Origin of the sequence: Bacillus sp. FSL W8-1202, from assembly GCF_038006165.1 — a bacterium.
Classification (GTDB): Bacteria; Bacillota; Bacilli; order Bacillales; family Bacillaceae; genus Bacillus; species Bacillus subtilis.
Map to the genome: position 1 here is coordinate 3,160,935 of NZ_JBBOUR010000001.1, position 24,855 is coordinate 3,185,789.

Below are 24,855 nucleotides of genomic sequence, written 5' to 3' on the forward strand. Positions count from 1 at the left end.
ATTCACCCTTTTCTTTAAACTGTGAACGGTTTTTCGCTGATTTGCAGAGAAATAGCCAGTTTACCGCCCGGCAGGTGTCCCGCCATTAATAAACGGTTTTCTTCATCTACCGTGTATTCAGTCAAGCCTTCAGCATAAATCCAGCCTTCTTCTGTTTTCAAGCCAACGCGGTAAGGCCCGTTGCCTTTGATTTTTGCCTGATGATAAGTGACTTTTGCATTGCGGATATACGCAACAACCGTCATGTTCTTTTCATTTAAGTGCGCTGAATAAGAACCTGTGGTGGTTTCTAAATGGATATATACAGGGCGGTCCGCATATCGTTCTAAAGATGCTTGCACATCTTCTTTTATGATCGCTTTCATGATTGCTCCCCTCTTTCTTCTTTTAAATACTCTGCACGTTCTGTATGTAATTTGACCAGCTGATATTTCACAGCCGGTTCGAGCTGTGAATTCACAATGCGCTGAATCGCGGCAAAATATTTTTCCAGCATCGGTTTTCGGAGTCTTGGATGTGTTCGTTTATCCAAGAGCTCAAGATCAATCGCCTCTGCTACCGCTTCTGCGTCATCATGTGCGAGAGATCGGTTATTCCAAAGTGAAGCATAGGCTTTCACTATCTCTTTATCATTGTCCATCGTCTTGCTCCTTTATGTCTTACATACATGAAATGATTATACATAATATATGCATCAGCTGAAAAGCCAAAGGCCTCAATGGCTTTTTGACGCCCGTTTCCACTTCACTTGTGAAAACGTAAACAAGAGCAGCGCAGCCCATATACAGCTGAATGTAAAAGCCTTCGAGCTTGAAAATGGCTCATGGTAAACAAACAGCCCGATCAGCAGGGTAATGGTCGGCGCAATATATTGTAAGATACCGACTTGATACAGTGGCAGCCGTTTCGCTCCTTCCGCAAACAATAAGAGCGGCAAAGCCGTAAACACACCGGCCAAAAAGAGAAGCAGCCACGTCCCTCCGCTTTCTGCACCCGCTGGCTGAACATGTCCGCTGAACAGCAAATACCCCAATGCAATGGGCATAATCATGAATGTTTCCAGCGTTAAACCGATGGCGCTCGGCAGGCTTGTTCTTTTTTTGCTTAACCCGTACAGCCCAAAGCTGAATGCGAGGAGAAGCGCAACATAAGGAATGGAGCCGTATTGGAACGCCGAGATGATGACACCGGCTGCCGCAATCGAAACGGCCACTAATTGCAGGCGATTCAGTTTTTCCTTTAAAAATAAAATCCCAAGGAGCACTGATACAAGCGGATTAATGTAATAGCCAAGACTAGCCTCAAGCAAAAAGCCATGGTTTACAGCCCATATGTATACAAACCAGTTGATCGAAATCAGGATAGAAGCAAGAAATAAAGAGAGGATACCTCCGTTCTTTTTCAGAGAGCGCAGCTCCTGCCATCCTATTTTCCATTGCCGCAAGAAAAAAAGTACGATACACATAAAAACAAAAGACCATATAATACGATGAGCCAAAATATCAAGAGCCGGCAGCTGTTCGAGAAGCTTCCAATAGAGCGGAAACAGGCCCCACATGATAAAGGAAACGGCTGTGTAAATAACGCCTTTTTTTGTTTCTGAATATTGCATTTATATCCCTGCCTTTCTTTAGAGCATCTTATATTATATCACGTGAAAGATCTGGCGGGCATATACTATTTTGTTCGTGAAGAAAGGATGTGAAGACAATGTTTGAGTGGAACAAGTACTTTCCTTTCCACAATCAATTTTCTAAAGAAGCATTAAAAAAAGCTGATCCGAAAGAAGTTGAAACGTATGTCAATCGTGTGATGGAAAGTGTGTTCGGCAGTGATTATGCGGCTCAATTTCCTTTCCGCGATCCTCTCCCCCAAAAAGAACAGCCCGCCAAACCTGATGTCAAACCTGATATTGATATATTCGAAACTGCAGACCATGTGTTTGTAAAGGTGCCAATCAGCGAAGAATGGCTGGAACAAGTGAGAATCAAACACACATCTCACGAATTATGGTTGGAAAACTTCCCAAGAGCAGATCATCCGATAAAAGTAAATCTTCCTTGTTTAGTCAAACGCAAAGGAACAAAAGCCGTCTATAAGGATGGCCTTCTGGAAGTCATGTTTCAAAAGCAGCAAGACTACAATATGTCCGAGGTAGAAATCATCCGATAAAAAACGGCCTGCAATAGATGCAGGCCGTTTTTATTAATAGAAGCCGGGATATCCCCCGTATGGCACGCCGGCACCAAAACCGTACGGACCGCCTCCGTATCCATAAGGGCCAGGAGGATAGGCATAGGGACGAGAATAGTTAAACAGCGCACTCCCGAGAAAACCGCCTAATAAACCGCCGACTAGAGGAGCGCCAAACAAAAAAGGACTACGCGCCGGATATCCGGCTGGACCTGGGATTCCGCGATAATACGAATGATGAGGGTACATGATTTTTTCCTCCTTTATGTCTGCCTATACGTAAAGTATTCAGCAAGGAAGAAAAACGATTGGGCTACGGACTGTCTATGATTGTTACATCACAAGCCCTGCCAATAACACACAGCCGAGTCCTGTAACCGAAAGAACTGTTGTAAGCAGCGTCCAGGTTTGAAATGTTTCTTTCATGCTCAAGCCGAAAAATTCCTTTACCATCCAAAATCCTGCATCATTTACATGACACGCAATGACACTGCCGGCTCCTGTTGCAAGCACCATTAACGCGGGGTTTACACTGCCAGCCTCCATAAGCGGAGCTGCCATTCCCGCTGTGGTAAGCGCAGCCACGGTAGCAGAGCCTAGACACAGACGCAGAACCGCGGCGATGGTCCATGCAACGAATAGCGGCGACATGTTTGTTTGGCGGAAAAAATCAGCGACATAATCGCCGACCCCGCCGTCAATCAGCACCTGTTTAAACGCTCCTCCCCCTCCTATGATGAGCAGCATCATCGCAATTTGCGAAATTGATTCTGAAATAGATCTGCTGATTTCCTGCATAGATATTTTACGGGCATATCCCATCGTATAGAGTGCAAGCAACAGCGAAATGAGCATTGCCGTTCCCGGAGTGCCGATAAATTCTATAATGTCTTTTCCTTTTGAATGTTCATTCAATAATAAAGAAAAAACTGTTGCCATTGCCATAAAGATAACCGGGAATAAAGACGTGACAGCACTGATCGCAAAGCCCGGTGTTTCATCCAGCTGAAATTCTTTCCTCGGTCCTAACCCCGATAAGTTTCCATGCTTTTGATACGCACCAGGAAAACGTTTCATCGCAAATTTATTAAATAAAGGCCCGGCAATCACAGTTGTCGGAACAGCGATGATGATTCCAAAAAGCAGCACCTGGCCAATATGAGCACCGTATGCAACTGAGATAGCAGTTGGAGCAGGATGCGGGGGCAAAAATCCGTGAGTAACATTTAAGGCGGCGGCCATCGGGATTCCCAGATACAGAAAAGGCATTTTTAATTCTTTAGCAATCGCGTAAACAATCGGTATCAACAGAACAAGACCCACTTCAAAAAACAGCGCAATACCGATGATAAAAGAGGCAACTACAACCGCCGCCTGTATTCGTTTCCTCCCGAATTTGTCAATCAGCGTAATGGCAATCCGGTAGCCGCCCCCAGCATCAGAGACAAGCCTCCCAAGCATCGCGCCAAGTCCAAACACTAAAGCTAAATGCCCCAGCTGCCCGCCAATTCCAGTCTCAATTGAAAGAACAATTTTATTGATATCCATTCCAAGTCCGATGGCTACTAAAAATGAAACGACAAACAGTGAGACAAAGGTATTTAATTTTACTTTAATAATGAGAAATAACAGAATCAGCACTCCGACAGCTACAATTAAAATCGGCATGGAAACCCCTCCAAAAGTGTTTTATATGATTCTCGCGACATTGTTTCGGCGCTTTTCATGCCTAGATGAATAGAAAACGCTTTCATTTATAAATAACAACGTCTTGGTTATATGATTGTTATCTATTGATCAACTAATATGTTCATACTAATCTCCTAATCAATGACTGTCAATCGTTTTTATGAGCTTGTCTCGATTATCTACCGCCTAACCTATGATTCATTAGTTATATGTTGATTAACTTTTGGTTATATGTTATGTTTTTTAAAGTTGACTGCCAATCATTATATCTCTCCATTGTCTGAAAGCAAACGAGACAATATGAGAACAGACGGATAACAACTTCACAAGAGGAGGAGTACACATGCCATTATTGCGTTTTGATGTAATTGAAGGCCGTGACGAAAAATCGCTGCAATTGTTATTAGATACTGCTCACCAAGCGATGGTTGAAGCGTTTGGTGTTCCGGAAAGAGACCGTTATCAAATTGTCCATCAGCATCCCGCAAACGAGCTTATAATCCAAGATACGGGATTAGGGTTTCAGAGAACCAAGGATATGGTCATCATTAGCATGACAAGCAAAGCAAGAACCGAAAGCCAAAAGGAAAAATTGTATGCTCTGCTTGCTGAAAGGCTAGAAGAAAAATGCGGAATTTCCCCTGAAGACCTCATGGTATCTATTACTGAGAATGGTGACGCAGACTGGAGTTTTGGTCTCGGTGAGGCGCAATTTTTGAATGGAAAACTATAAGATTTCGTCTCCCCACAAAAAAAAGAAGAGAGAGCTCCAAAGAAGCTCTCTCTTTTTTCATAAATGCGGAAGTCATCAGTATAGAAGCATCCAGCAATACGAAAAACCTGGATTTCCTTTTATATCCGGTTTAAATGCCAATTGGAAGCTGACTGGGTTTTGGCCGAAAATATAAAATTTTGCTGATTTGCATAATAAGATACATCATAATCCCCATTTACAATAGGTTGGATGTTATAGCTTATTGATCATTTCCTATTTTATATATCCCCTTCATATGCACATGACACTTTTGCCAATCCGGAAATGTCAGTCTGACAAATATAAAAAGTCATGTAAACGGGTGTGAACCGTACTTACATGACTCACCATGGAAACAAAGGCTCTTTTTCAGACGCCGCTTTCCTTATTTCTCTTCTTCACACACTGTGTCACCAGGCTCGCAAAATTGATCGGCCCATGCCTGCATTTCTTGAAATACAGCTTGAAGCGCTGTTCCTTTTTCAGTTAGCGTGTAGATGACTTTGACCGGCGTTTCAGGGAGAACCTGCCGTTCGACAATCTCGTTTTGTTCAAGCTCCTTCAAGCGCTCTGCCAGCATTTTTTGGCTGATCATCGGTATTGTTTCCGTTATCTCTTTAAACCGTTTCGGCCCATCCATTAGCACATGGATGATCAGACCGTTCCATCGTTTTCCCAGCAATGAGAATGCGGATTCCATTTTAGGGCACATCGTATTTCCCACAAGTCTTCATCCCTTCATCTATTGATTGACATGTATTCAATGATCCATTACAATAACCTTTCAAGTTACATTTAGTAAGCTTCTAACTTTTCTATTATCATACCACGTTTATCCGAAGGAGGAAACACTATGACGAATACTCTGGATGTTTTAAAAGCACGTGCATCTGTAAAGGAATATGATACAAATGCCCCGATCTCTAAGGAGGAGCTGACTGAGCTATTAGACCTTGCCGCTAAAGCGCCTTCTGCTTGGAACCTTCAGCATTGGCATTTTACAGTATTCCACAGCGATGAATCAAAAGCGGAGCTTCTTCCTGTAGCGTATAATCAAAAACAAATCGTTGAGTCTTCTGCTGTTGTTGCCATTTTAGGCGATTTAAAGGCAAATGAAAACGGTGAAGAAGTTTATGCTGAATTAGCAAGCCAAGGCTATATTACGGATGAAATCAAACAAACATTGCTCGGCCAAATCAACGGTGCTTACCAAAGCGAGCAATTCGCACGTGATTCCGCTTTCTTAAATGCTTCTTTAGCTGCTATGCAGCTTATGATTGCCGCAAAAGCAAAAGGTTATGACACTTGCGCAATCGGCGGATTTAACAAAGAGCAGTTCCAAAAGCAATTTGATATCAGTGAGCGCTATGTTCCGGTTATGCTTATTTCAATCGGCAAAGCAGTGAAGCCTGCGCATCAAAGCAACCGTCTGCCGCTTTCAAAAGTATCAACTTGGCTGTAAGGATATGAAAAACCTTAGTCCGAAATCCGGACTAAGGTTTTTTTATACAATCGCCTCTTTGTACCATTCACGAGCCTGTTCAGCTTCATGCTGAGTCAGCTGATGGCCCCCGTCCTGCCAGAAAACGGAGGCTGATGCCCCGCTGTCACGCAAATAGCGGTAAAGCTCTTCTGATTCTTCCTTCGTGCAAAGAGGATCGTATTTCCCGGCACCGATAAAAACAGGGAGCCCCGCCATATCAGGCAGCTCGATACTCCGAATCGGAACCATTGGATGATGCAGAATAGCCCCTTTTAACACATCTTTATAATGAAAAAGCAGGCTTGCCGCAATGTTTGCGCCGTTTGAATAACCGACTGCAATCACTTTGCCGCGATCAAACTGATGCGTTTCTGCAGCCTCGTCGATAAAATCTTTCAATTCTCTTGTCCGCACCACAAGATCTTTTTCATCAAAAACTCCTTCACTCAGACGTTTGAAAAATCGCGGCATTCCATTTTCAAGCACCGATCCTCTGACACCAAGCAAATGGGCATCAGGGTCTATAAACCGCCCCAATGAAAGCAGATCGTGTTCATTACCACCCGTGCCATGCAACAGCAAAAGTACGTTGTCAGATGTTCCTTTCTCATAAATATGCTTCATTATAAATTCCCCCTTTTAAAGTTCAGGTAAAATGTCTGTAATTTGTTGTCTATGTTTCTCCAGCCATTCAGGCAGTTTTAAGGAAGTCCCTAGCTCAGCAAACGTTTCATCTGTCATAAAGCCCGGTTCATCTGTGGCAATTTCAAATAAGATACCGCCTTTCTCCCTAAAATAAACTGATGTAAAGTATTCCCTATCGAGAATTTCTGACGAAGGCAGATGGTTTTCAGCAATAATCGGCAGCCATTTCGCCTGTTCCTTTTTCTTAGTCCGAAACGCTACATGGTGTACCGTACCATATCCTCCGACTCCTCTTTTTTCAGGATGTAAATGGACATCAATGACACCGCCGACCGCCGCTGAAGATGCCAGTCTGACAATCTGGTCTTCTTCGGCCACTTTGGTGTATCCAAAGCTTTCCGTTAACAATTGTATGGTCGCCTGCGGGTCGTAGGAATATAGCAGCACACCTTTCATTCCCGTAATTGCTTCATTTGTTGTGATCCCGTCAGGCGTCCACTCGCTTTTGCCGCTTTTCGCATCCTCCATGATCGCCAGCGGAAGGTCTTCTGTATCATCAAAAATAAGACCTTTTTCACCAAACAACGTTTTTTCCTCTAGGCTCAGCCCGCTTTTCTCAAGACGTTCCTTCCAAAAAGACAGGGAGCCTGAGGGAACTGAAAAGTACACCCGGCCCGCTTGGCCTTTTCCTACCGTTCCCTGTCCGCTTCCTTGGAACGGAAAAAAGGTCATTATTGTACCGGGATCTCCGTTTTGATTCCCAAAGTAAAAATGATACGTTCCGGGATCATCAAAGTTTACTGTTTTTTTAACGAGCCTGAGCCCAAGCACTTCTGTATAAAATCGCAAGTTTTCTTGCGGATCTCTGGCGAATGCTGTGACATGGTGCAATCCTTCTGTTTTCATTTTCTCACTCCTATTTATCTCGATTTCAAGATATTTATTATTTTAAACCTTTATTGAAAAGGATGCAAACCATGTGTTTTGATTAAATAATTGAAAAAATCATTTTTTTCTAATAATTATCTTGTGATCTTTTCTTACAACTGCTATTATAGTGAGCATTATCATGTTTCAGGAGGAAAGTAAATGGTTAAAAAAGCACTTATTGTTATTCTCATTCTTTTGCCATTCGTTCAGCTCGCGCTTTTGCCGCTTGTGAATCGAATAGAACCGATTATGTTCGGCCTGCCGTTTTTCCACTTTTGGCTGCTGCTGTGGATTATTGTTACGCCGTTATGCTCGTTTGGCATTTATCAGATGCAAAAAAAAGATGGAGGACTTGAATAATGCAAGGGAATCTGACTGCACTTCTCATTACTGCTATTATTGTTTTAACCGTTGTCTGTATCGGCTTTCTCGCCGGAAGAGACAAATCCTCACGTACTTCTGTGGAAGAATGGTCTGTCGGCGGCAGACGCTTCGGCGGTCTTCTCGTCTGGTTTTTAGTAGGCGCTGACCTTTATACGGCCTATACTTTCTTAGGGTTGACCAGTACTGCTTTTACAGGCGGAAGTGTTGCATTTTTCGCCATTCCTTATTCTGTGTTGGCCTACTTTATCGCCTACTTCTTCTTGCCAAAACTTTGGAAAGTTGCGAAAATTCATAAATTAACAACACTCGCGGATTATGCCCGGGAACGTTTTAACAGTAAGCTTTTGGCAAGCCTCGTTGCCATCGTTGGGGTACTCATGCTTATTCCGTACATATGCCTTCAGCTGAGCGGCATTCAAGACACGCTTCAGGTTGCCGGCACTGGCTATATTAACGTAAAATTCGTTGTGATCATTTCATTTATTCTTGTTGCTCTTTACACATTCTTCAGCGGGATTAAAGGGCCCACATATACAGCCATCATTAAGGACATTTTAGTATGGGTCATTATGCTGTTTATGGTGGTGTCCCTCCCTCTCATTCATTTTAACGGCTGGACGCCAATGATTGACACGTTAGTGAAGGAAGCGCCGCAAATGCTGACGATACCTGCAGAAGGGCCAAAAGGCATCCCTTGGTTTATCACAGCATCTATTGTTTCCGCTCTGGCACTTTTTATGTGGGCGCATGCCGCTACAGGTGTTTTCACGGCGAAAAGCGCTGATGCAGTAAGAAAAAACAGCATGTTTTTGCCGCTTTATAATATCGTGTTAATTTTGGTTATTTTTCTTGGCTTTATCGCCTTTCTTGTTCTGCCGGAAGATACAAATCCAAGGCTGGCGCTGCTGCATTTGATTCAAACATCTTACGGCGGCGTGGCACAAGGCTTTGCATATGCCACTATCGCTCTTGCTTCATTAATACCTTGTTCCATTATGGCAATCGGCGCATCGAATTTATTCGCCAACAACCTATACCGGGATTTGATTCATCCGAATGTGTCGCAAAGCAAGCTGACTCTTGTCACACGTTCAATGGTGTTTGTTGTCATCGGTCTTGCGCTGCTGTTTGGAATGCTGTTCCCGACTGCCTTAGTGACACTTCAGCTATTAGGTGTATCCGGCATGGTGCAAATCTTCCCTGCGATCGCTGTCAGCCTGTTCTGGAAAAACCAAACGAAAGAAGCAACGGTTATCGGATTATTAGCCGGCCTAGCGGTAACGTTTATTGTGTATATCACTCAATCCGCACATGGCATTTATGAAGGATTCTGGGGATTGGCCGCCAACATGATCGCTGTGGTCATCCTGAATCCGCTGTTCGTTAAAAACGCGGGATCCAATCCTGTCATTGAAGGTTTATTTGGCAAAAAACAAGACGCTAATCCAAATCAAAAGGGCGCATAAAAAAACCATACGCGGCAGCGGGACTGACCCCATAAGATGAGACAAATAAAAACACCTTCAAGTTTGAATACGGATGATTGTTATCCGAAATTAGACTTGGAGGTGTTTTTTCTATGGGGACAAGAGTGAGTTATCCGGTTGAAGTGAAACAGAAGGCTGTAGAAATGAGATTGGCAGGCGTACCTATGAAAGAGATCATGCAGGAGTTGAATATCAAAAATAATACGCAGATTAAGACATGGGTCAGATGGTATAAGGCTGGTGATACACATCGATTTGAACAGCCTGTTGGTAAGCAATACACTTATGGAAAAGGTCCGGAGTATTCTTCCGAATTAGAGAAACTGCAGGCAGAGAATCGATATCTGAGACAACAGAATGAAGTGTTAAAAAAGTACAACGAATTGGAAAGGAAGTTGATAGCCAAACGTCAGTCGAACTTGTAGAAGAATTGCACAGCACAATGACCGTGCAGGATATCTGTATTCATTTAGGTATCTCTCGCTCGTCTTATTATCGTTGGAAGAAGAATCTGAAGAAAGATCATCCCAAGCGCCATTTAGAAAAACAAATCGGCACGTTGTGCCGAGAGCACCAGTATCGATATGGATATCGAAAAATCACAGCTATATTAAAAAAGAGAATGTGTATTAACCATAAAACGGTTCAGCGTATTATGCAGAAAAATCAGTGGCAGTGCCGGGTTAAGGTGAAAAAGCGCAAGAAGAATGGGCAGCCATATGCCGTGGTCGACAATATATTAGATAGGAACTTTCAGTCTGATCATCCTCTTGAAAAACTAGTAACAGACATCACGTATTTGCCTTATGGACAGAAACAATTGTACCTTTCCAGTATATTGGATGTATATAATGGAGAAGTGATTGCTTTTACGATTGGAGATAAGCAGGACACAGACTTTGTCTTACACACACTTGATCAACTGCCAACACTGCCTGAGAACTGCGTGTTACATAGTGACCAAGGATCTGTGTATACATCTTACGAGTATCAGAAAGCTGTTAAAACAAAAGGCATTACCATGAGCATGTCCCGCAAAGGGACACCCGCTGATAATGCCTCCATCGAATCGTTTCATTCCTCACTAAAGTCTGAAACGTTCTATCTTAACAGCATTGATCGAACCACGACCGCCATCGTAGAACGCACTGTCATAGAATACATTCATTATTATAACAATATTCGTATTCAAACGAAACTAAACAACCAATCACCGATAAATTATCGGCAATTGGCTGTTTAAAAGGTGTTTTGATCCCTGTCTCAAAAACGGGGGTCAGTCCCGCAGCCGCGTATGGTTTTTTTTACATTTCTTTTTTCAGTGTTTCAATTGCCTTTTCCATTTGCGTATCATTATCAGACAGCTTCTTTTGAAGTTCTATCATTAATTTCGTTGTTGTATCGCCGGTCAGTATGCCTGTTTCTTTCAGCTTCTCTTTTTTCTGGAACTGTTTGACGACAGATACAAAGTCCTGGTCATACGTACTGTTAACCTTTACCTTGTAACCAAGTGCTTTGAGCATTTTCTGAGCCACTTTGACGTTTGTGCCTGTATCACCTGATTTGTACGTTTTATCTGCGTCCAAATACGGCAGCTTCGCGTAATCAGGCAGCTCTGCTTTCACTTGAGGCTTGATGCCTTTTTTGTGAATCCATTCGCCGTCAGCAGTCAGCCATTTGGCAACTGTCAGTTTGACGGTAGAGCCATCATCATATTCTTTCGCCGTTTGTACTGTACCTTTGCCGAATGTCGTCTCGCCGATTAACGGTACGTCTGACGATTCATGAAGAGCAGCGGCCATAATTTCGGCTGCGCTTGCTGTACCGTCATTTACCAAAACGACGGTCGGCTTGGTCACTTTCCGTTCTTTTTCGGCCTTCATGACTTCTTTTGAACCGTTTTTGTATTCAACCTGCATGATGTTTTTCCCTTTATCAATGAACAGGTTGCTCATCGTAATCGCCTGTTCCATTAAGCCGCCCGGGTTGCCTCTCAAATCTAAAATATAGCCTTTGGCGCCTTTTTTCTCTAAACTGTCAATCGCATCTGTCAGCTCTTTAGCTGTTGTTTCAGAGAAAGAAGTGATTTGAATTTCTCCGATGTTGTTGTCTTTCATCTCTGAATAGACAGTCTCTACAGGAATGGTATCGCGCTTAATGGAAAGATCGATATTCCCCACTCCCGCTCTGTTCAGTTCAAGCTTCACCCTTGTGCCCTTTTTGCCTCGGATTAAAGCGACGGCTTCATTTACATTCATGCCTTTTACGCTTTTTCCATTCACCTTAATGATTTGGTCTCTCGGTTTGATACCGGCTTTTTCAGCAGGTGAACCTTTAATTGGGGATACAATAAGGATTTCTCCGTCTTTCTCCTCTACTTGGGCTCCGATTCCTTCAAAAGATGCTGAAATCGTCTCGTCGAATGATTTCGCTTGCTCTTGATCCATATATGTAGAATACGGATCATCCAGTGATTGAATCATTCCTTTAATTGCTCCGTCTACTAATTTGTCATCATCTGTTTTTTGGTAATAATCACTTTTGATTTGCTCATACGCTTTATTTAATTTGTCGAACTTGCTGTCTCCTGTGCTTGTTGATTTTTGGCCCAGGACACTGGAATTGCCCGTAATAAATAAAGTAAGCGCCGAAGCGACAACTGCAGTGATCAGCACAATAAAAAACAGTTTTAATTGCCGTTTCAATTAAACACCACCTTTTTCTTCTTACATTATTATCATGGACGAACTCTTATTCGTCAACTCGGAGCAGAAATGAAAGAGAAACGCCCTTCTTTTGCTTTTCATAAACCTATGTCTTTATACGACATATGATAAGGAAAAAGGAGGATTCGATATTGAGCCGATATTTAGAAATGCTGTCCTTATTCGGTGTCGCAGGGGCGCACCCAGGCGGGCTGGCTTTTTCAAAAGCGGTCTTGCAAAAGGCTGCACCCTCTCCGAATCAGCCGATTCTTGATGCCGGATGCGGAACAGGACAAACGGCGGCTTATTTAGGACATTTGCTGTATCCTGTAACAGTCGTTGATAAAGATCCTATTATGCTTGAGAAAGCGAAAAAAAGATTCGCGAATGAAGGGCTTGCCATCCCTGCATATCAGGCGGAGCTGGAACATCTCCCGTTTTCTTCTGAGTCCTTTTCCTGTGTCCTGTCAGAATCGGTCCTCAGTTTTTCACGCCTGACATCCTCTCTTCAAGAAATTTCAAGAGTTTTAAAACCCGGCGGGATGCTGATTGGTATTGAAGCTGCTTTAAAAAAACCGATGCCACCTGCAGAAAAGAAGCAAATGATGGATTTTTACGGATTTACTTGCTTACATGAAGAAAGCGAATGGCATAAACTCCTAAGATCCTATGGCTTTCAAAAAACAGAAGCGATGACACTTCTTCCGGAAGACATGGAATTTGAACCAACCACAGAAATGGATTTATCGCAAACGATTGATCCCATCTATTACGATACGCTTCAAACACATTATCAGCTCATGCAGTTATATAGTGAGTACATGGGTCATTGTATTTTTATCGCGTACAAGTAAAACGGCGTATCGCCCCCTGTTTTCGTCCAACCTTTTTTTCCTATCTATCATATGCTGATAGAAAGTCAGGATAGGAGGGGAACAATATTGGAGAGATATTATCATCTTTGCAAAAACCATCAAGGTAAAGTCGTCAGAATTACAGAGAGAGGCGGGAGAGTTCACGTCGGCAGAATTACCCGTGTAACAAGAGACAGAGTTTTTATAGCTCCGGTCGGCGGAGGGCCAAGAGGTTTCGGTTACGGATATTGGGGCGGTTGTTGGGGATACGGAGCAGCTTACGGGATTTTCCTCGGTTTAATTACAGGGGTCGCTCTTGCTAGTTTATTCTTCTGGTAAGCATAGAACAAATGCTAGATTCACCAGACACAATGAAGCCCGCTTATCTAGTGTAAGCGGGCTTTTCATTTTAAATTTTCTTCACTTTTTCAAAGTACTCTTCAAGCGTTAAATCATTATCTTGGATGACCTTTGCGGCTTTTTTGCCTACATAGCGCAGATGCCATGGCTCATATTCATATTTCGTGATATCTTCTTTATTTTTCGGATAGCGAATGATAAAGCCATATTTATAAGCATTGTCCTGCACCCATTTCCCGTCTGCCGTGCTTCCGAACGCTTCATTTAGCTCAAAGCCATTGCTCCGGCTCGAAATGTCCATCGCAAGGCCTGTTTGATGCTCGCTTTCACCCGGATAAGCGACCGCTTCCTTTGCCTTCTTTTCCCCTTTTAGGCTTACTTCATTGTCAAAAATGACTTTCTGTCTGTCATACGAACGGTACCCTGAGACAGCTGCCAGTTCATAGCCTTCCTTTTTGGCAGCATCGAACATTGTTTTTAACGCGTCGGCCGCTTCTTTTCTGATGTAACGTTTTTGAATCTTTTCTTCAAAAGAAAACTCTACATCTGGTATGACAAGATCGCTAGGTTCATAGTTTCCGGGCAGTGCATATTGTTTATTGACAAGCGCGAGTATATTTTCTGGATTTTGAATGGTTTCCAGACCATCGACTTTTTTAATATCATTGAAATACTGGCTTTCCAATGAAAACTCACTGTTTTGAGTGTTTGATTTTTTGCTGTCAGCTGTTTTTTGTTCTGTTTGTTTTGTTTCTGCGGTGGTTTTCGTATCCTTTTGAGCATCTCCGTTCGACATGCTGCAGCCGGCTCCGACTATTGCCGTTACACTCAGAGCGGCAGCCAGTGAGAACCATTTACCGAACTTTTTCATATTACATTACCTTCCTTTATCAATCGTTTCCGCATTCATAAAGAAGAGGCTGCCGGCACCCAGCACGCCTCTAGATATATTTTATTGTGATACGGAATGTAAAGCCACTTCTATCATATCATGAAATGTCGTTTGACGCTCTTCCGCTGTCGTTTCTTCTCCTGTTAATACGTGATCACTCACGGTGAGAATTGACAGGGCTTTTCTTCCGTGCTTCGCTGCTAATGTATACAATGCAGTTGTTTCCATTTCAACGCCAAGCACACCGTATTTTGCAAGTTTTTCAATTTGCGAATCGTCGTTGTAGAACTGGTCAGCTGTAAATACGCTTCCTACAGTCACCGGCACACCTTTATCCTTTGCCGCATCATAGGCATTTTTTAAAAGCTCGAAATCTGCGCAAGGCGCAAAATCAATGCTTCCAAAAGCGACTCTGTTCATTTGTGAATCAGTCGAGGAGGTCATCGCCAAAATGACGTCTCGCACTTTGACATCTTTACGAATAGCGCCGCAAGAACCGACTCTTATTAGATTTTGCACATCGTAGCTTTGAATTAATTCATTCACATAAATTGAAATAGACGGAACGCCCATTCCCGTGCCTTGTACTGAGATTTTTTTACCTTTATATGTACCCGTAAATCCATACATGCCTCTGACTTCATTATAGCATTCTACATTTTCAAGATACGTTTCTGCAATAAATTTTGCTCTGAGAGGATCTCCCGGCAAAAGCACTGTATCCGCAATTTGTCCTTTTTCAGCACCTATATGTACACTCATCTCATATCCTCCTGTAAATCTAAATTATCATCCAGCCCGTCCATTTTACAACGAATGTCATGATGAAACAAACTTTAGCATTGATTATAAAGGAATATGTCGAAAAAAGAAATGTTCGAGGGTCTGTTAGGCACTTCCTCAGAAAAACGGATAATCGGGGTGTTAATTTGAAAACCTAACCGCAGGAAGGAGGGGTGGACATGGGTAAAAAACATCGCAACCGGATCACCGGCCAAAAAAAGAACAATCATATACCTGAAAAAGATATCATTGCAGCTGAAGAAGCACACGGGAAAGAATATTCCGCTGCCAAACGCAAGCCTTAAAACTGCAGAAAACTGCGGGTTTCCGCAGTTTTCTTTTCATTATGTCGTTTGTACAATCAGACGATTGATTTTCCTCCAGCCGGCGGGAAGCAGTTGATAATATGTTTTCCCTCTTCTGCCTTCATCAATCAGGATCACGTCCCCTGTGGCCATGAATCTTGCATCATAATCACTCGGAACAGTGTCGAATACATTAAACAAAGAGAATGCTCTTTTCAGCACGTCTTGATGATCGCTCCCGTTCAGTTCAGTTCGATAGACGGCTCTGTAGCCCTTTTTTTCGCCAAACCGGGGTGTCTGAAATATTGTCACGTCATAGGAACAAGACTTCTTTTTAAACACGGATAACATCATCAAGATCCCCTCCCTTTTATTTCTATAACATATTGGCGTTTTTGCTGTGTTTTCCTCTCTCTATTTTTGTCGAAACCGCTTAATCTTTTCGTCAAAACCTTTTACCAGGAAAAACAGAAGCAAGCCGAGGCTAAAGCCGCCTAACACATCCGTCACAAAATGAACCCCCAGATACACTCTGCTTATGCCGACTAAAACAGTAATTACACCGGCTATGATATATACCATTTTTTTATGCTTGGAAAACGGGAGATGTTTCACTAAAAAGTAAGCAATAACAGGATAGACACAAGCAGCATTCATGGAATGGCCGCTCGGAAAACTGAAGGATGATTCATGAACCAGCGGTGCAAAATCAGGCCTCGCTCTTTCGATCCATTCTTTTAAGACTTTGTTTAACAGCCGATCTGTGCCGAATACTAAGAGCATCAACAGGCCGTCCCATGTTTTTCTGTAGAAAAACATGCCTGCTCCAATGATGACAATTAGAGGGAGCAGAAAAGAAGAAGCACCAAGATGCGTGATCCCCGTCATGACTTCATTAAGCCATGGCTGACGGATCAAAACAGCTGCCTTGCTTATTGCTTCATCTGCAGATTGAACAGCATTTGTATGAATGGCCGCAGCTAGAATGAGAAAGAAAAGAAACAAGCTAACGTGCTTGTACAATTTAACCACCTCAATTTTCACAGAAGTCATAGAACATGAATAATAAAACCGGAGCTGACCACTCCGGTTTTAAGCCTCACTCATCTTCATCCAGCTCCTCATCTATCATACATTTTTCTATCAAATAATCAAAGGTAATATCAGCGATTTCAAACAGCTCATCCTCACTCGGTATGTAGCCCCGTCTTGCAAGCTCTCTGTAAAAAAATTCAGCGATTTCTTCCGTATCAATCACAAGATCTATTTCTTTCATCTCCGTACCGCCTCCTTTTTATGTTTTATGAAAAAACAGGCTGAATTATACCCGGTGTTCTAAACAATTCTTTCAGTCATATATTGAATAAAAAACGAGCCATGGGAGGCTGACGCTATGATTGCTAAAATGATGGAAGCACTGGACGGAGAAAGATTTGATATCTTAATGGAAAAAACGCTCAAAGGAATGACGCGTGTGATGATTTGGGGCTGTCTGCCATATTTTTTATATGTCTTGATCCGTATGTTCACAAACTAACTGAAATGCTCTTTTAAACTTTCCAAAACAAATATCATCATGTCTTTATATTCTTCATCATGAAACATTTCGTACAGAATTTTGTAGTCATTATAAATATCCAGAAGCTCATCAACAATTGACACAGCAAGGATGTGAAGGGTATCTTGATCTTCATCATCGCCTTCAAACTGAAGAAGAGCAGACGATGCGATATCTTCGCCGATCTCATGGCCAGTTTCTCCGACATAATGGACAAACAACAGCTGATGCACAAACTGGTCCATTTCATATTTTCTAAGCACCAGCGTGAGATCCTCTTCCTCCGTTTCAAGCCACTCTCCATCCTTTAAACGGGTCAGCTCATAAATGATATCTTCCCAGCCATCTTCTAAATATCTCCAAATTTCTGTTCTATGGCCGATAATGCGAAAGAGTTCTTTTCCATAATCTTTTACATAAACAACGTCCCCAATAAGGAATTCATACTCAATATCAAGCTTCTCCATGTCGACAATGACACCCTCATAATCTTTATAAAGCTGAATAGATGATTCAAAGTATAAAACTTCGTTATGATTGACTTCATAAAGATAGTGTTTATCAATTTGGTGTACTTTTGTGATGGTGCCGACTGTTCCATACATAATGACGACTACGATATCCCCTACTTGGAATTTCGGTTTATTTTGCTTCATGGTGTCTCCCCCTCGCCGCAACATTTCTCATACGCTATCGTATGCCGGGTGAAGCCAATTCGCATGGGCATGAAAACCAAAGGAAATATCCAATTATGGCATGGGGGACATAAAAAAATCCGCAGTGATCTGCGGATGAAACAGCTATTATCTGCCGTGCACTTCAGACTCGTATTTATCCCAAGCTTCATCAAACGTCGCCATCGTGTGAAGGTAATCAGCATTCAGCTCCAAATATGAACTGATTTCATGATAATCGGTTGATGTTTTTGGAAAGCTGTGATCCTCATACGCCTGATTGGCAAATTCACTGATGCTGTCCTTCGGCTTAGGGTGTCTGTATTTCAATAAATAGTGATAAAAGGATTTCATGGGTTTCCCCTCCTGGTGTCTGTCTTTTGTTGTTCTATTATACAGTTCAAGTGTAAAATTACAACAAAAGAATACTGAAACATGACTCAGGAGAAGTCAAAATAGTTGCGTTTCAAAATTCTTTCTGTCTCCATGAGCTGCTGATATGTCAGGCTTTCAGGCAGTTTTTTTGTTTGAATTAAAAGCAGCTGATCCTCAATCTCTTTAACCGTGTTTTCCTCTTGATAGGTCATACCGCAGGAAGAACATACCATGGCAGGGGTGTCTGTCAGTTCTATAGCCCTCGTTCCATCAGGGAGCTCCCAGTACACCGTGTTCCTGCCGGGCACCGCTTCAAGCTTGCCGCACCATTCGCATGTTTTCATGAAGAATCCCCTCAGCATTCAGTCTCTTTCTGTTTTTTCTGCTGCGCCAAAAATTTCTTTTCTTTGAGCTGATCTCTTTTCTCACGCCGATTTTTTAATGTTTCATGCTCCGGATTTGCGATGTATGCCTCTCTCCTTTTGATTCTGTCTACATTTTCAGGTGTAAACGAAACTTCTTTGTCAGCAAAAATGGCACTCAGCCCGATCGGCTCCTTTTTGTCAGCGGTTTCAGGGAAAACGGACTCAAAATAGGCGTCTGCCTGATTGGGGATATAATTCTCTGGTTCCGGATATGACGTAATCACACCTTCAAAATTTCTTAAGATCACTTTGTCAGGACTTTGTGACAGGACATAGTTTGGCTGCAGGGCGATTTTACCTCCTCCGCCTGGTGCGTCAACGACAAAGGTAGGAACCGCATAGCCTGAGGTATGACCTCTCAGCCCTTCAATGATCTCCAAACCTTTGGAAACAGGAGCTCTGAAATGCCCGATTCCTTCTGACAGATCACATTGGTAAATATAATAAGGACGGACTCTGATTTTTACCAAGTCATGCATGAGCTTTTTCATAATTGGAACCGAATCATTAATACCTGCTAATACGACAGCCTGATTTCCGACCGGCACTCCCGCGTTCACCAGCTTTTCACATGCCTCAACGGATTCTTCTGTCATTTCGATGCTTGTGTTAAAATGGGTGTTCAGCCAGACCGGATGATATTTTTTCAATATCTCGCACAGATGATCGGTAATGCGCTGCGGAAAGACGACGGGCGCTCTTGTTCCGATTCTGATGACTTCCAGATGCGGAATGCTGCGCAGCTCTTTTAAAATATATTCTAAAATTTGGTCGTTGATGAGCAGCCCATCACCGCCTGAAATTAAACAATCTCGGATTTCAGGTGTTTCCCGGATATAAGCAATTGCAGCATCAAGCTGTTTTTTGGGGACTCCCATTCCGATTTGTCCGGAAAAGCGCCTTCTTGTGCAGTAGCGGCAGTACATGGAACATTGATTCGTGACAAGAAACAGCACACGGTCGGGATAGCGGTGTGTCAGACCGGGTACCGGTGAATCTTCATCCTCATGAAGCGGGTCTTCCAGATCGTATTTTGTTTTGTGCATTTCTTCAGAAAGCGGCACAGACTGCATGCGTACCGGGCATCTCGGATTGTCGGGGTCCATTAAAGAAGCATAGTAAGGTGTAATATTTAAGGGGATCGTTTTAGTAGAAATTCTGACGCCTTCCTCTTCATCCTCAGTCAGATTGATGACTTTCTTTAAATCATCTAACGTTCTTACAGTATGTGTCAGCTGCCAAAGCCAATCGTTCCATTTCTCTTCCGGAACGTCCTTCCATAACTCGATCTCCTTCCAATGCCGTTTCGGTTTATACCATTTGTTTTTCAAACGAATTCCTCCTCGCGCATATTTTGACTTACAGTTGCTTGCACCAAATATTCATGTTTTCAAGGCCTTCGGCTATAAAGCAATTATTGATCAGCCTTCCGCCATATTGATAACCTGAATGGTACAACACAGCATTCATCCCAAAAGACGAAGCACGGGCGAGAGAAAATACATGAAAGATATCCTTTCCAGCCATTTCTTTTTCTAACGCCTCGATTAAAAAGCTTGTTAACGAATGGCCGCGATATTCCGGCAGCACAGCGCAATCGGTTATTTCTGCATGCCCAAGCTCTGGATTGATTTCTGCGCTTGCTGCGCTGATCAGGCGGTCATGATCAAGCATGATATAATACACCGTATTTGCATTCATCGTCTTTTCAATATAAGCGGGGTCAAATACCGGGGTTGGGTACGTGCGGAATACTTTTTTATACAGCATCGATAGCTGGTACATGTCGTTTGTTTCTGCTTTTCTCATCGTAAAAACGGGTGTACTGTCGTTGCGAAGACGGGGCGCTGTGCGATATATGGCTTCGATGATCTCCTGTTCCTCTGTATAAGAATCTGTTTGTCTTCGGCTTTCTGAAAGGTAACGTACCATGACACAAGCCGAATGGCCGAGATAATAGCCCTTTAGATAGCCCTCCGGCGCAAATAATTGTTTGGCAAGGATTGGCTCATCATGCTGCTTCGCATAGACAATGATTTTTTCTGCATTCTCTTCTTTTGCCGCTGCCACGATATCCGGCAGGGCCTTCTCAATGGCTCCGTCATAACGGACCACTCTGATTCGTTTATTAAAGCCGTCACGGTCCAAAACTGCTGTGACACCGCTACTCTTTATTGACTTGAGCATCCGCATCCTCCCCATCTGTATGAAGCCCGCACCAATCCATGACAAAAAGTGCAATAATTTTAGCAGATTCTATCATGGCTTCAACCTCAATGTATTCATTGGCCTGATGAGCCGTTTTTGTTTCCCCCGGCCCGAAAACGATTACTGGTGTATCTCCTGCATGGTACAAAAGCCCTCCATCCGTTCCCCACGGGGAAGCCTCAATAATCGGCTCTGTCTGTTTCATTTTTTGATAGGCTGATTGCAGCACAGAAATTAAAGGGTGATCATCAGGTAAATCATTCGGCAGCCATTGAGCGCCAAACCATTCTACTTGTACGGGATGACGTTTAAACCATTCGTCATGGTATTCTAAATCCTTCAGCCAGTTTTCCAATTCAAGTTTTACAGCTTCTGGTTTCTCATGGGGAGCAATTCCGCATCTCCCTTCTATGACGACACGGTCTGCAACTGAAGATGGCCAGGCACCGCCCGAGATGGTGCCGATATTCACCGGTACCGGTATTGGGATATTGTCATACAGCGGATCTGAAATTCTCGCATTGCGGACTTTCTCCAGCTCTTGTATCGCTGTGATAACGTGCATGCTTTTTTCAATCGCGCTTACCCCTTCATAGCGTGTGCCCCCATGTGCGGATAATCCCTTCACAGTGATCCGAAACCACATCGAACCCTGCTGCTTAATAAATAGTTTCATATTCGTCGGTTCAGGAATCAGCGCCCCGTCAGCACGATAGCCTCTCATGATGGCGGAAAGTGTACCGGCGCCGCCGCACTCTTCATCTACAACACTCTGAAACAATACATCTCCCTTCAGTTTGACATCACAGGCGTACAGGGCTTCTAAAGCAAAAAGAAGGGCTGTATTGCCTCCCTTCATATCCGTTGAGCCGCGGCCGTATATTTTACCGTTTTCTTCGACAGCTTGATACGGTTCATACTTCCAATCCTTTACGCTTCCTTCAGGCACAACATCGATATGGCCGTTCAAAATCAGGGACCTGCCTCCGCCGGCTCCCGTTTTTTTAGCCACGATATTCGGGCTCTCATGAAAATCGGATCGGTTAGATTTAAAGTAGGGATGCTGTTTTAATTGCTTTATGCTTGGCTCCCATACATCAATGTCCATCTGAAATTGCCGCAGCTTTTCAAGCACAACAGCTTGGGCGTTAAACTCTGCCCCCAATGTGCTTTTTTCCCCAATCAGCCTTTTGAGAAGACGAATGGCTTTGGCCGAATGCTGATCAAGCCACCCGATTACTTTTCTTTCAATGTCTTGCATCCTCATTCCCCCTCTTAAGAAAAAGGCATATCTATTTTGATTTCAGCTTCTGTCAGCCTCGTCACCTCATCGATTGTCGAGCCATTCATCAGCTCTTTTAAAATGAAGTGATGGCTATCGACCTCAAGAACCGCTTTTTCGGTAATAATCAAATCTACACAGCCTGCAGCAGTTAATGGCAGCGTACATCTTTCTGTTAATTTAGGCCTTCCCTTTTGATCTGTATGACTCATGACGACAACCACTTTTTTCGCTTTTTGGGCAAGCTCCATCGCCCCGCCCATACCAGGCACCTTTTTTCCCGGAACAAGCCAATTTGCCAAATCTCCTGATTGGCTCACCTGCAGGGCGCCTAAAATTGTAATATCAATTTTGCCTTTTCTGATCATCGCAAAAGACATGGTTGTATCAAAATAAGACGCCCCTTTTACAGCGCGGACAGGATAGCCCGCGGCGTTGCATAAATGGGCATCCTCTTCTCCCTTTTCGGGACTTTCTCCAATGCCAAGGACACCGTTTTCCGCTTGAAACATGACCTGCATGTCAGGCGGCAAAAAGTTCGGTACCAAGGATGGGATACCGATACCGAGATTCACAATCATGCCCTGCTTAATTTCAGTAGCAGCCCGTTTTGCAATCTGTTCTCTTTCGGCTACTCCCAAGCCCATTTCCAATTCACTCCCTCGCTTCGTACAACTCCCTCAACAAAAACCCCCGGTGTGACAATCATTTCTTCAGAAATCTCACCCATCGGAACGATACGCTCAGCTTCGGCAAAGGTTCTCCTGGCGGCCATTGCCATAAGCGGATTCATATTGCGCGCGGTTTTGTCATACGTTAGATTGCCGAATTCATCAACAATGTAAGCATTGATGAAAGCAAAATCAGCCGTCAGCGCCTCTTCAATCAAGTATCGTTTTCCCGCCACTGTTACGATGTCCTTTTTTTCGCAAACCATTGGATTATCAATGCCCACATCGGTTAAAATACCGCCAAGCCCCGCTCCGCCGGCGCGAATCCGTTCCGCAAGCGTTCCCTGAGATGAAAATTGAACCTCTAACGTCCCCTCTGTCATCTGTTTTCCGGCTACAGGATTGGAACCGATATGCGAGGCGATCAGGGTTTTGACCCGTTGATTAACAATAAGCGGGCCGATCCCGATATCCGGGAAACCGGCGTCATTGCAAATCACAGTTAAATCCGTTACACCGCTGTCCAATATCGCTTCAATCAATGAAGGAGGCGACCCGACTCCCCCAAAACCGCCAAACATCAGAACCGATCCATCCCGAACATCTGCAATTGCTGTGTCAATGCTGATTGCTTTTTGAAATGGCGCCATTTAATGTCAATCCTTTTTTAAGTTTTTTTCGACCGCTGCAACTGTTTCTGAAAAAATAGAGATAAGCTCTTCCATTTCACCGTCTGAAATGGTAAAAGGAGGAGCAATAATGACAGCATCTCCTTCTCCGCTGTCTATTCCAGCTTTGGAAGGATAAACAATCAGCCCGCGTTTTTTCGCCTCGCTGACAATAATCTGGGTTACCGCCTGCTCTTGCGGAAACACTTTCTTCGTTTTTTGGTCTGCCACAAATTCAACGCCTAATAGCAGTCCTTTTCCGCGCACATCACCTATAATGCCGCTTTGAGATGCCGCCTCATCAAGCTTTTTCTTCAGCACAGCGCCCTTTTTTTCTGATTGTTTGATCAAGCCGTGCTTTAACACATATCGCAAAACTTCAAGAGCAGCTTTGGCTGAATAGGGATGTGCACTATATGTGTGACCGCTCATAATCACACCTGACCCTTGTTTTATCGTTTCAATAATAGAATCAGATACGACGGCAGCGGCAATAGGCGCATAACCGGCACCGAGTCCCTTCCCCAGTACAGCAATATCAGGTACGGTGTCCCAATGCTCTGTCGCGAGCATCCTTCCTGTTCTCCCAAGCCCCGTCATCACTTCATCTGCAATAAAAAGCACATTGTGTGTGCGGCATACCTCACTTAATCTCTCATAATATCCCGGAGGCGGAGTAATCGCTGCTCCTGCAGCACCAATAATAGGCTCAGCCACAAAGCCGGCGATGAATTGGCTTCCGATTCTTTTGATCATAGTGTCCAGTTCATCAGCTGCAGTCTGAACAAAGTCTTCTTCTGTCTCGTGATTCAGCCGATAAATATGTGGAGCTGAGATAGCTGGATACCGCTCAATGAGATGGGTGAACCGGTATCTCCTTTCATAAAAACCAGACAATGAAAGCGCTCCCAAAGTTATTCCGTGGTAACTGCTCCATCGAGACAAAAAGATGGATTTTTGTGTTTGCTTTTTTTCCTGCCAATACTGAATGGCGATTTTCATAGCTGTTTCTATCGCTTCTGATCCGCTGTTGACAAAAAAAGACCAATTCACATCTCCGGGCAGCTCCTGTGCCAAGAGAGCGGCTAATTGCTCGGCGGGCTCACTCGTAAACTGTGAGCGGTAAGCAAAAGACACCTGATCAAGCTGTTCTTTCAGCTTCTCAGTCACATCACGAACTCCGTGGCCGATATTACATGTCACCGCACCTGACGAGCCGTCGAGATATTTTTTTCCGGTCTGATCATAAACATATGAACCCTTCGCATAACTGACAACCGGATAGGCCGAGCTAAGCTCTGGCTTAATCAAATAACTGCTCATGCTCCCACCTCAAAACCCCTTTTACCATATTGTATGAGTGTCCAAATGGCGGCATGACGTTCCCCGCAAAAACTTTTTCACATAAAAAGAGCCTTCCTAATAGGGAAGGCTCTCAGTTTGTCGACAAAAGGGGTTCGGAATGGTCTCATTCCGAACCCCTTTTTAGCTTTTTATGGGATTTTAAGCTATTTAATAAAAAGACAGACC

33 protein-coding genes and 1 pseudogene are annotated in these 24,855 nt (G+C 43.5%); 10 read left to right on the top strand and 24 right to left on the bottom strand.

Annotated elements, in window-relative coordinates:
- Nucleotides 1–14: 14 nt before the first annotated feature.
- From NSQ09_RS16500 to rarD, 3 genes are all read right to left on the bottom strand, one after another.
- Nucleotides 15–365, bottom strand: coding sequence for a YojF family protein (locus NSQ09_RS16500; RefSeq protein WP_003231213.1), 351 nt, complete (start codon nt 363–365; stop codon nt 15–17).
- Entirely contained in the window at nt 362–640 is a 279-nt protein-coding gene (locus NSQ09_RS16505; RefSeq protein ID WP_003231211.1) for a hypothetical protein, read from the bottom strand. Before NSQ09_RS16505 ends, NSQ09_RS16500 begins: the two co-directional genes overlap by 4 nt.
- Nucleotides 641–715: 75 nt before the next feature.
- Nucleotides 716–1,612, bottom strand: a complete 897-nt coding sequence (gene rarD, locus NSQ09_RS16510; protein ID WP_015383877.1) for an EamA family transporter RarD — start codon at nt 1,610–1,612, stop codon at nt 716–718.
- Between the two features lie 98 nt (nt 1,613–1,710).
- Between rarD and gerT the strand changes: the two genes are divergently transcribed.
- Nucleotides 1,711–2,172: a spore germination protein GerT gene (gerT, locus tag NSQ09_RS16515; RefSeq protein WP_017697149.1), complete on the top strand. Its 462-nt coding sequence runs from the start codon at nt 1,711–1,713 to the stop codon at nt 2,170–2,172.
- Nucleotides 2,173–2,205: 33 nt separating this feature from the next.
- Here the strand turns inward: gerT and NSQ09_RS16520 are convergent, their stop codons facing one another.
- Nucleotides 2,206–2,442, bottom strand: coding sequence for a hypothetical protein (locus NSQ09_RS16520; protein WP_014480034.1), 237 nt, complete (start codon nt 2,440–2,442; stop codon nt 2,206–2,208).
- Nucleotides 2,443–2,526: 84 nt separating this feature from the next.
- Nucleotides 2,527–3,861 (bottom strand): gluconate:H+ symporter, encoded by a 1,335-nt coding sequence (locus NSQ09_RS16525; RefSeq protein WP_341032084.1) that lies wholly within the window; start codon nt 3,859–3,861, stop codon nt 2,527–2,529.
- A 364-nt stretch (nt 3,862–4,225) separates the two neighbouring features.
- On the opposite strand from NSQ09_RS16525, the gene NSQ09_RS16530 reads away from it, so the two are divergent.
- Nucleotides 4,226–4,615, top strand: a complete 390-nt coding sequence (locus NSQ09_RS16530) for a tautomerase family protein (RefSeq protein WP_021481482.1) — start codon at nt 4,226–4,228, stop codon at nt 4,613–4,615.
- A 406-nt stretch (nt 4,616–5,021) separates the two neighbouring features.
- Here NSQ09_RS16530 and yodB read toward each other — a convergent pair whose 3' ends face one another.
- Nucleotides 5,022–5,360: a transcriptional regulator YodB gene (yodB, locus tag NSQ09_RS16535; RefSeq protein ID WP_004399427.1), complete on the bottom strand. Its 339-nt coding sequence runs from the start codon at nt 5,358–5,360 to the stop codon at nt 5,022–5,024.
- A gap of 129 nt (nt 5,361–5,489) precedes the next feature.
- Here yodB and NSQ09_RS16540 point away from each other — a divergent pair, with 129 nt between their 5' ends.
- Nucleotides 5,490–6,098 carry a nitroreductase family protein gene (locus NSQ09_RS16540; protein ID WP_014477092.1) on the top strand — a complete coding sequence of 203 codons (609 nt, stop codon included), beginning with the start codon at nt 5,490–5,492 and terminating at the stop codon, nt 6,096–6,098.
- Between the two features lie 42 nt (nt 6,099–6,140).
- Here NSQ09_RS16540 and NSQ09_RS16545 read toward each other — a convergent pair whose 3' ends face one another.
- Together NSQ09_RS16545 and NSQ09_RS16550 are read right to left on the bottom strand one after the other, a co-directional pair.
- Nucleotides 6,141–6,743, bottom strand: coding sequence for an alpha/beta hydrolase (locus NSQ09_RS16545; RefSeq protein ID WP_017697144.1), 603 nt, complete (start codon nt 6,741–6,743; stop codon nt 6,141–6,143).
- A gap of 15 nt (nt 6,744–6,758) precedes the next feature.
- Nucleotides 6,759–7,670, bottom strand: a complete 912-nt coding sequence (locus NSQ09_RS16550; protein WP_003231191.1) for a ring-cleaving dioxygenase — start codon at nt 7,668–7,670, stop codon at nt 6,759–6,761.
- 183 nt (nt 7,671–7,853) lie between these two features.
- Here NSQ09_RS16550 and NSQ09_RS16555 point away from each other — a divergent pair, with 183 nt between their 5' ends.
- The 3 genes from NSQ09_RS16555 (at nt 7,854) to NSQ09_RS16565 (ending at nt 10,808) form a co-directional block, all read left to right on the top strand.
- Nucleotides 7,854–8,054 carry a DUF3311 domain-containing protein gene (locus NSQ09_RS16555; RefSeq protein ID WP_003231189.1) on the top strand — a complete coding sequence of 67 codons (201 nt, stop codon included), beginning with the start codon at nt 7,854–7,856 and terminating at the stop codon, nt 8,052–8,054.
- Nucleotides 8,054–9,544: a sodium:solute symporter family protein gene (locus tag NSQ09_RS16560; protein WP_015714110.1), complete on the top strand. Its 1,491-nt coding sequence runs from the start codon at nt 8,054–8,056 to the stop codon at nt 9,542–9,544. The genes NSQ09_RS16555 and NSQ09_RS16560 overlap by 1 nt, the downstream gene beginning before the upstream one ends.
- Nucleotides 9,545–9,657: 113 nt before the next feature.
- Nucleotides 9,658–10,808 (top strand): IS3 family transposase gene (locus tag NSQ09_RS16565; protein ID WP_087614160.1). Its coding sequence is split into 2 segments (ribosomal slippage): nt 9,658–9,931 and nt 9,931–10,808, totalling 1,152 coding nucleotides; the frame shifts between segments, so codons are not numbered across the junction.
- Between the two features lie 61 nt (nt 10,809–10,869).
- Here NSQ09_RS16565 and ctpA read toward each other — a convergent pair.
- Entirely contained in the window at nt 10,870–12,270 is a 1,401-nt protein-coding gene (ctpA, locus tag NSQ09_RS16570) for a carboxy-terminal processing protease CtpA (protein WP_341032091.1), read from the bottom strand.
- A gap of 152 nt (nt 12,271–12,422) precedes the next feature.
- Between ctpA and NSQ09_RS16575 the strand changes: the two genes are divergently transcribed.
- A complete protein-coding gene (locus NSQ09_RS16575; RefSeq protein ID WP_014480045.1) occupies nt 12,423–13,124 on the top strand; it encodes a class I SAM-dependent methyltransferase in 702 nt (233 codons plus the stop codon).
- A gap of 87 nt (nt 13,125–13,211) precedes the next feature.
- Nucleotides 13,212–13,463 carry a hypothetical protein gene (locus NSQ09_RS16580; protein WP_017697142.1) on the top strand — a complete coding sequence of 84 codons (252 nt, stop codon included), beginning with the start codon at nt 13,212–13,214 and terminating at the stop codon, nt 13,461–13,463.
- 70 nt (nt 13,464–13,533) lie between these two features.
- Here the strand turns inward: NSQ09_RS16580 and ldcB are convergent, their stop codons facing one another.
- Both ldcB and deoD read right to left on the bottom strand, forming a co-directional pair.
- Nucleotides 13,534–14,355 carry an LD-carboxypeptidase LdcB gene (ldcB, locus tag NSQ09_RS16585; protein WP_017697141.1) on the bottom strand — a complete coding sequence of 274 codons (822 nt, stop codon included), beginning with the start codon at nt 14,353–14,355 and terminating at the stop codon, nt 13,534–13,536.
- Nucleotides 14,356–14,436: 81 nt separating this feature from the next.
- On the bottom strand, nt 14,437–15,138 hold the full coding sequence (gene deoD / locus NSQ09_RS16590) for a purine-nucleoside phosphorylase (RefSeq protein WP_003241589.1): 702 nt from the start codon (nt 15,136–15,138) through the stop codon (nt 14,437–14,439).
- Nucleotides 15,139–15,338: 200 nt separating this feature from the next.
- On the opposite strand from deoD, the gene NSQ09_RS16595 reads away from it, so the two are divergent.
- Nucleotides 15,339–15,464, top strand: coding sequence for a hypothetical protein (locus NSQ09_RS16595; protein ID WP_003231174.1), 126 nt, complete (start codon nt 15,339–15,341; stop codon nt 15,462–15,464).
- Between the two features lie 39 nt (nt 15,465–15,503).
- On the opposite strand, the gene yodL is transcribed toward NSQ09_RS16595, so the two are convergent.
- From yodL to NSQ09_RS16610, 3 genes are all read right to left on the bottom strand, one after another.
- Entirely contained in the window at nt 15,504–15,818 is a 315-nt protein-coding gene (gene yodL, locus NSQ09_RS16600; protein ID WP_017697140.1) for a shape determination protein YodL, read from the bottom strand.
- Nucleotides 15,819–15,878: 60 nt separating this feature from the next.
- The gene (gene pgpB, locus NSQ09_RS16605; protein WP_284929094.1) at nt 15,879–16,487 is read right to left on the bottom strand and encodes a phosphatidylglycerophosphatase PgpB; all 609 of its coding nucleotides are present in this window, start codon (nt 16,485–16,487) and stop codon (nt 15,879–15,881) included.
- Between the two features lie 76 nt (nt 16,488–16,563).
- A complete protein-coding gene (locus NSQ09_RS16610; RefSeq protein WP_003231166.1) occupies nt 16,564–16,740 on the bottom strand; it encodes a YozD family protein in 177 nt (58 codons plus the stop codon).
- A gap of 117 nt (nt 16,741–16,857) precedes the next feature.
- Here NSQ09_RS16610 and NSQ09_RS16615 point away from each other — a divergent pair, with 117 nt between their 5' ends.
- Entirely contained in the window at nt 16,858–17,001 is a 144-nt protein-coding gene (locus NSQ09_RS16615) for a hypothetical protein (RefSeq protein WP_017697138.1), read from the top strand.
- On the opposite strand, the gene NSQ09_RS16620 is transcribed toward NSQ09_RS16615, so the two are convergent.
- From NSQ09_RS16620 to NSQ09_RS16665, 10 genes and pseudogenes are all read right to left on the bottom strand, one after another.
- On the bottom strand, nt 16,998–17,678 hold the full coding sequence (locus NSQ09_RS16620; RefSeq protein ID WP_129137691.1) for a hypothetical protein: 681 nt from the start codon (nt 17,676–17,678) through the stop codon (nt 16,998–17,000). The genes NSQ09_RS16615 and NSQ09_RS16620 overlap by 4 nt on opposite strands.
- A gap of 147 nt (nt 17,679–17,825) precedes the next feature.
- Entirely contained in the window at nt 17,826–18,050 is a 225-nt protein-coding gene (locus tag NSQ09_RS16625) for a YozE family protein (protein ID WP_017697137.1), read from the bottom strand.
- Between the two features lie 86 nt (nt 18,051–18,136).
- The gene (locus NSQ09_RS16630; protein WP_015714114.1) at nt 18,137–18,415 is read right to left on the bottom strand and encodes a YokU family protein; all 279 of its coding nucleotides are present in this window, start codon (nt 18,413–18,415) and stop codon (nt 18,137–18,139) included.
- Nucleotides 18,416–18,426: 11 nt separating this feature from the next.
- Nucleotides 18,427–19,827, bottom strand: a complete 1,401-nt coding sequence (ablA, locus tag NSQ09_RS16635; RefSeq protein ID WP_284929093.1) for a lysine 2,3-aminomutase — start codon at nt 19,825–19,827, stop codon at nt 18,427–18,429.
- 28 nt (nt 19,828–19,855) lie between these two features.
- A complete protein-coding gene (gene ablB / locus NSQ09_RS16640; protein WP_129137693.1) occupies nt 19,856–20,683 on the bottom strand; it encodes a putative beta-lysine N-acetyltransferase in 828 nt (275 codons plus the stop codon).
- Nucleotides 20,661–21,971: a peptidase gene (locus NSQ09_RS16645; protein WP_341032105.1), complete on the bottom strand. Its 1,311-nt coding sequence runs from the start codon at nt 21,969–21,971 to the stop codon at nt 20,661–20,663. The genes ablB and NSQ09_RS16645 overlap by 23 nt, the downstream gene beginning before the upstream one ends.
- 8 nt (nt 21,972–21,979) lie before the next feature.
- Entirely contained in the window at nt 21,980–22,633 is a 654-nt protein-coding gene (locus tag NSQ09_RS16650) for a 3-oxoacid CoA-transferase subunit B (protein WP_015383895.1), read from the bottom strand.
- Complete coding sequence (locus tag NSQ09_RS16655) at nt 22,618–23,307, bottom strand: CoA transferase subunit A (protein ID WP_341032108.1); 690 nt, start codon at nt 23,305–23,307, stop codon at nt 22,618–22,620. The genes NSQ09_RS16650 and NSQ09_RS16655 overlap by 16 nt, the downstream gene beginning before the upstream one ends.
- 6 nt (nt 23,308–23,313) lie before the next feature.
- On the bottom strand, nt 23,314–24,648 hold the full coding sequence (locus NSQ09_RS16660; protein WP_326383259.1) for an aspartate aminotransferase family protein: 1,335 nt from the start codon (nt 24,646–24,648) through the stop codon (nt 23,314–23,316).
- Nucleotides 24,629–24,760 (bottom strand): annotated as a pseudogene (locus NSQ09_RS16665) (hypothetical protein); the annotation flags it as partial. The pseudogene NSQ09_RS16665 and the gene NSQ09_RS16660, both read right to left, overlap by 20 nt.
- Between the last annotated feature and the right edge of the window lie 95 nt (nt 24,761–24,855).

Bases quoted from the DNA above. Each gene is read 5' to 3' on its own strand.
- NSQ09_RS16500 (WP_003231213.1), bottom strand. From the start codon at position 365: ATGAAAGCGATCATAAAAGAAGATGTGCAAGCATCTTTAGAACGATAT.
- NSQ09_RS16505 (WP_003231211.1), bottom strand. From the start codon at position 640: ATGGACAATGATAAAGAGATAGTGAAAGCCTATGCTTCACTTTGGAAT.
- rarD (WP_015383877.1), bottom strand. From the start codon at position 1,612: ATGCAATATTCAGAAACAAAAAAAGGCGTTATTTACACAGCCGTTTCC.
- gerT (WP_017697149.1), top strand. From the start codon at position 1,711: ATGTTTGAGTGGAACAAGTACTTTCCTTTCCACAATCAATTTTCTAAA.
- NSQ09_RS16520 (WP_014480034.1), bottom strand. From the start codon at position 2,442: ATGTACCCTCATCATTCGTATTATCGCGGAATCCCAGGTCCAGCCGGA.
- NSQ09_RS16525 (WP_341032084.1), bottom strand. From the start codon at position 3,861: ATGCCGATTTTAATTGTAGCTGTCGGAGTGCTGATTCTGTTATTTCTC.
- NSQ09_RS16530 (WP_021481482.1), top strand. From the start codon at position 4,226: ATGCCATTATTGCGTTTTGATGTAATTGAAGGCCGTGACGAAAAATCG.
- NSQ09_RS16540 (WP_014477092.1), top strand. From the start codon at position 5,490: ATGACGAATACTCTGGATGTTTTAAAAGCACGTGCATCTGTAAAGGAA.
- NSQ09_RS16545 (WP_017697144.1), bottom strand. From the start codon at position 6,743: ATGAAGCATATTTATGAGAAAGGAACATCTGACAACGTACTTTTGCTG.
- NSQ09_RS16550 (WP_003231191.1), bottom strand. From the start codon at position 7,670: ATGAAAACAGAAGGATTGCACCATGTCACAGCATTCGCCAGAGATCCG.
- NSQ09_RS16555 (WP_003231189.1), top strand. From the start codon at position 7,854: ATGGTTAAAAAAGCACTTATTGTTATTCTCATTCTTTTGCCATTCGTT.
- NSQ09_RS16560 (WP_015714110.1), top strand. From the start codon at position 8,054: ATGCAAGGGAATCTGACTGCACTTCTCATTACTGCTATTATTGTTTTA.
- ldcB (WP_017697141.1), bottom strand. From the start codon at position 14,355: ATGAAAAAGTTCGGTAAATGGTTCTCACTGGCTGCCGCTCTGAGTGTA.
- deoD (WP_003241589.1), bottom strand. From the start codon at position 15,138: ATGAGTGTACATATAGGTGCTGAAAAAGGACAAATTGCGGATACAGTG.
- NSQ09_RS16595 (WP_003231174.1), top strand. From the start codon at position 15,339: ATGGGTAAAAAACATCGCAACCGGATCACCGGCCAAAAAAAGAACAAT.
- yodL (WP_017697140.1), bottom strand. From the start codon at position 15,818: ATGATGTTATCCGTGTTTAAAAAGAAGTCTTGTTCCTATGACGTGACA.
- NSQ09_RS16610 (WP_003231166.1), bottom strand. From the start codon at position 16,740: ATGAAAGAAATAGATCTTGTGATTGATACGGAAGAAATCGCTGAATTT.
- NSQ09_RS16615 (WP_017697138.1), top strand. From the start codon at position 16,858: ATGATTGCTAAAATGATGGAAGCACTGGACGGAGAAAGATTTGATATC.
- NSQ09_RS16620 (WP_129137691.1), bottom strand. From the start codon at position 17,678: ATGAAGCAAAATAAACCGAAATTCCAAGTAGGGGATATCGTAGTCGTC.
- NSQ09_RS16625 (WP_017697137.1), bottom strand. From the start codon at position 18,050: ATGAAATCCTTTTATCACTATTTATTGAAATACAGACACCCTAAGCCG.
- NSQ09_RS16630 (WP_015714114.1), bottom strand. From the start codon at position 18,415: ATGAAAACATGCGAATGGTGCGGCAAGCTTGAAGCGGTGCCCGGCAGG.
- ablB (WP_129137693.1), bottom strand. From the start codon at position 20,683: ATGCTCAAGTCAATAAAGAGTAGCGGTGTCACAGCAGTTTTGGACCGT.
- NSQ09_RS16645 (WP_341032105.1), bottom strand. From the start codon at position 21,971: ATGAGGATGCAAGACATTGAAAGAAAAGTAATCGGGTGGCTTGATCAG.
- NSQ09_RS16650 (WP_015383895.1), bottom strand. From the start codon at position 22,633: ATGGGCTTGGGAGTAGCCGAAAGAGAACAGATTGCAAAACGGGCTGCT.
- NSQ09_RS16655 (WP_341032108.1), bottom strand. From the start codon at position 23,307: ATGGCGCCATTTCAAAAAGCAATCAGCATTGACACAGCAATTGCAGAT.
- NSQ09_RS16660 (WP_326383259.1), bottom strand. From the start codon at position 24,648: ATGAGCAGTTATTTGATTAAGCCAGAGCTTAGCTCGGCCTATCCGGTT.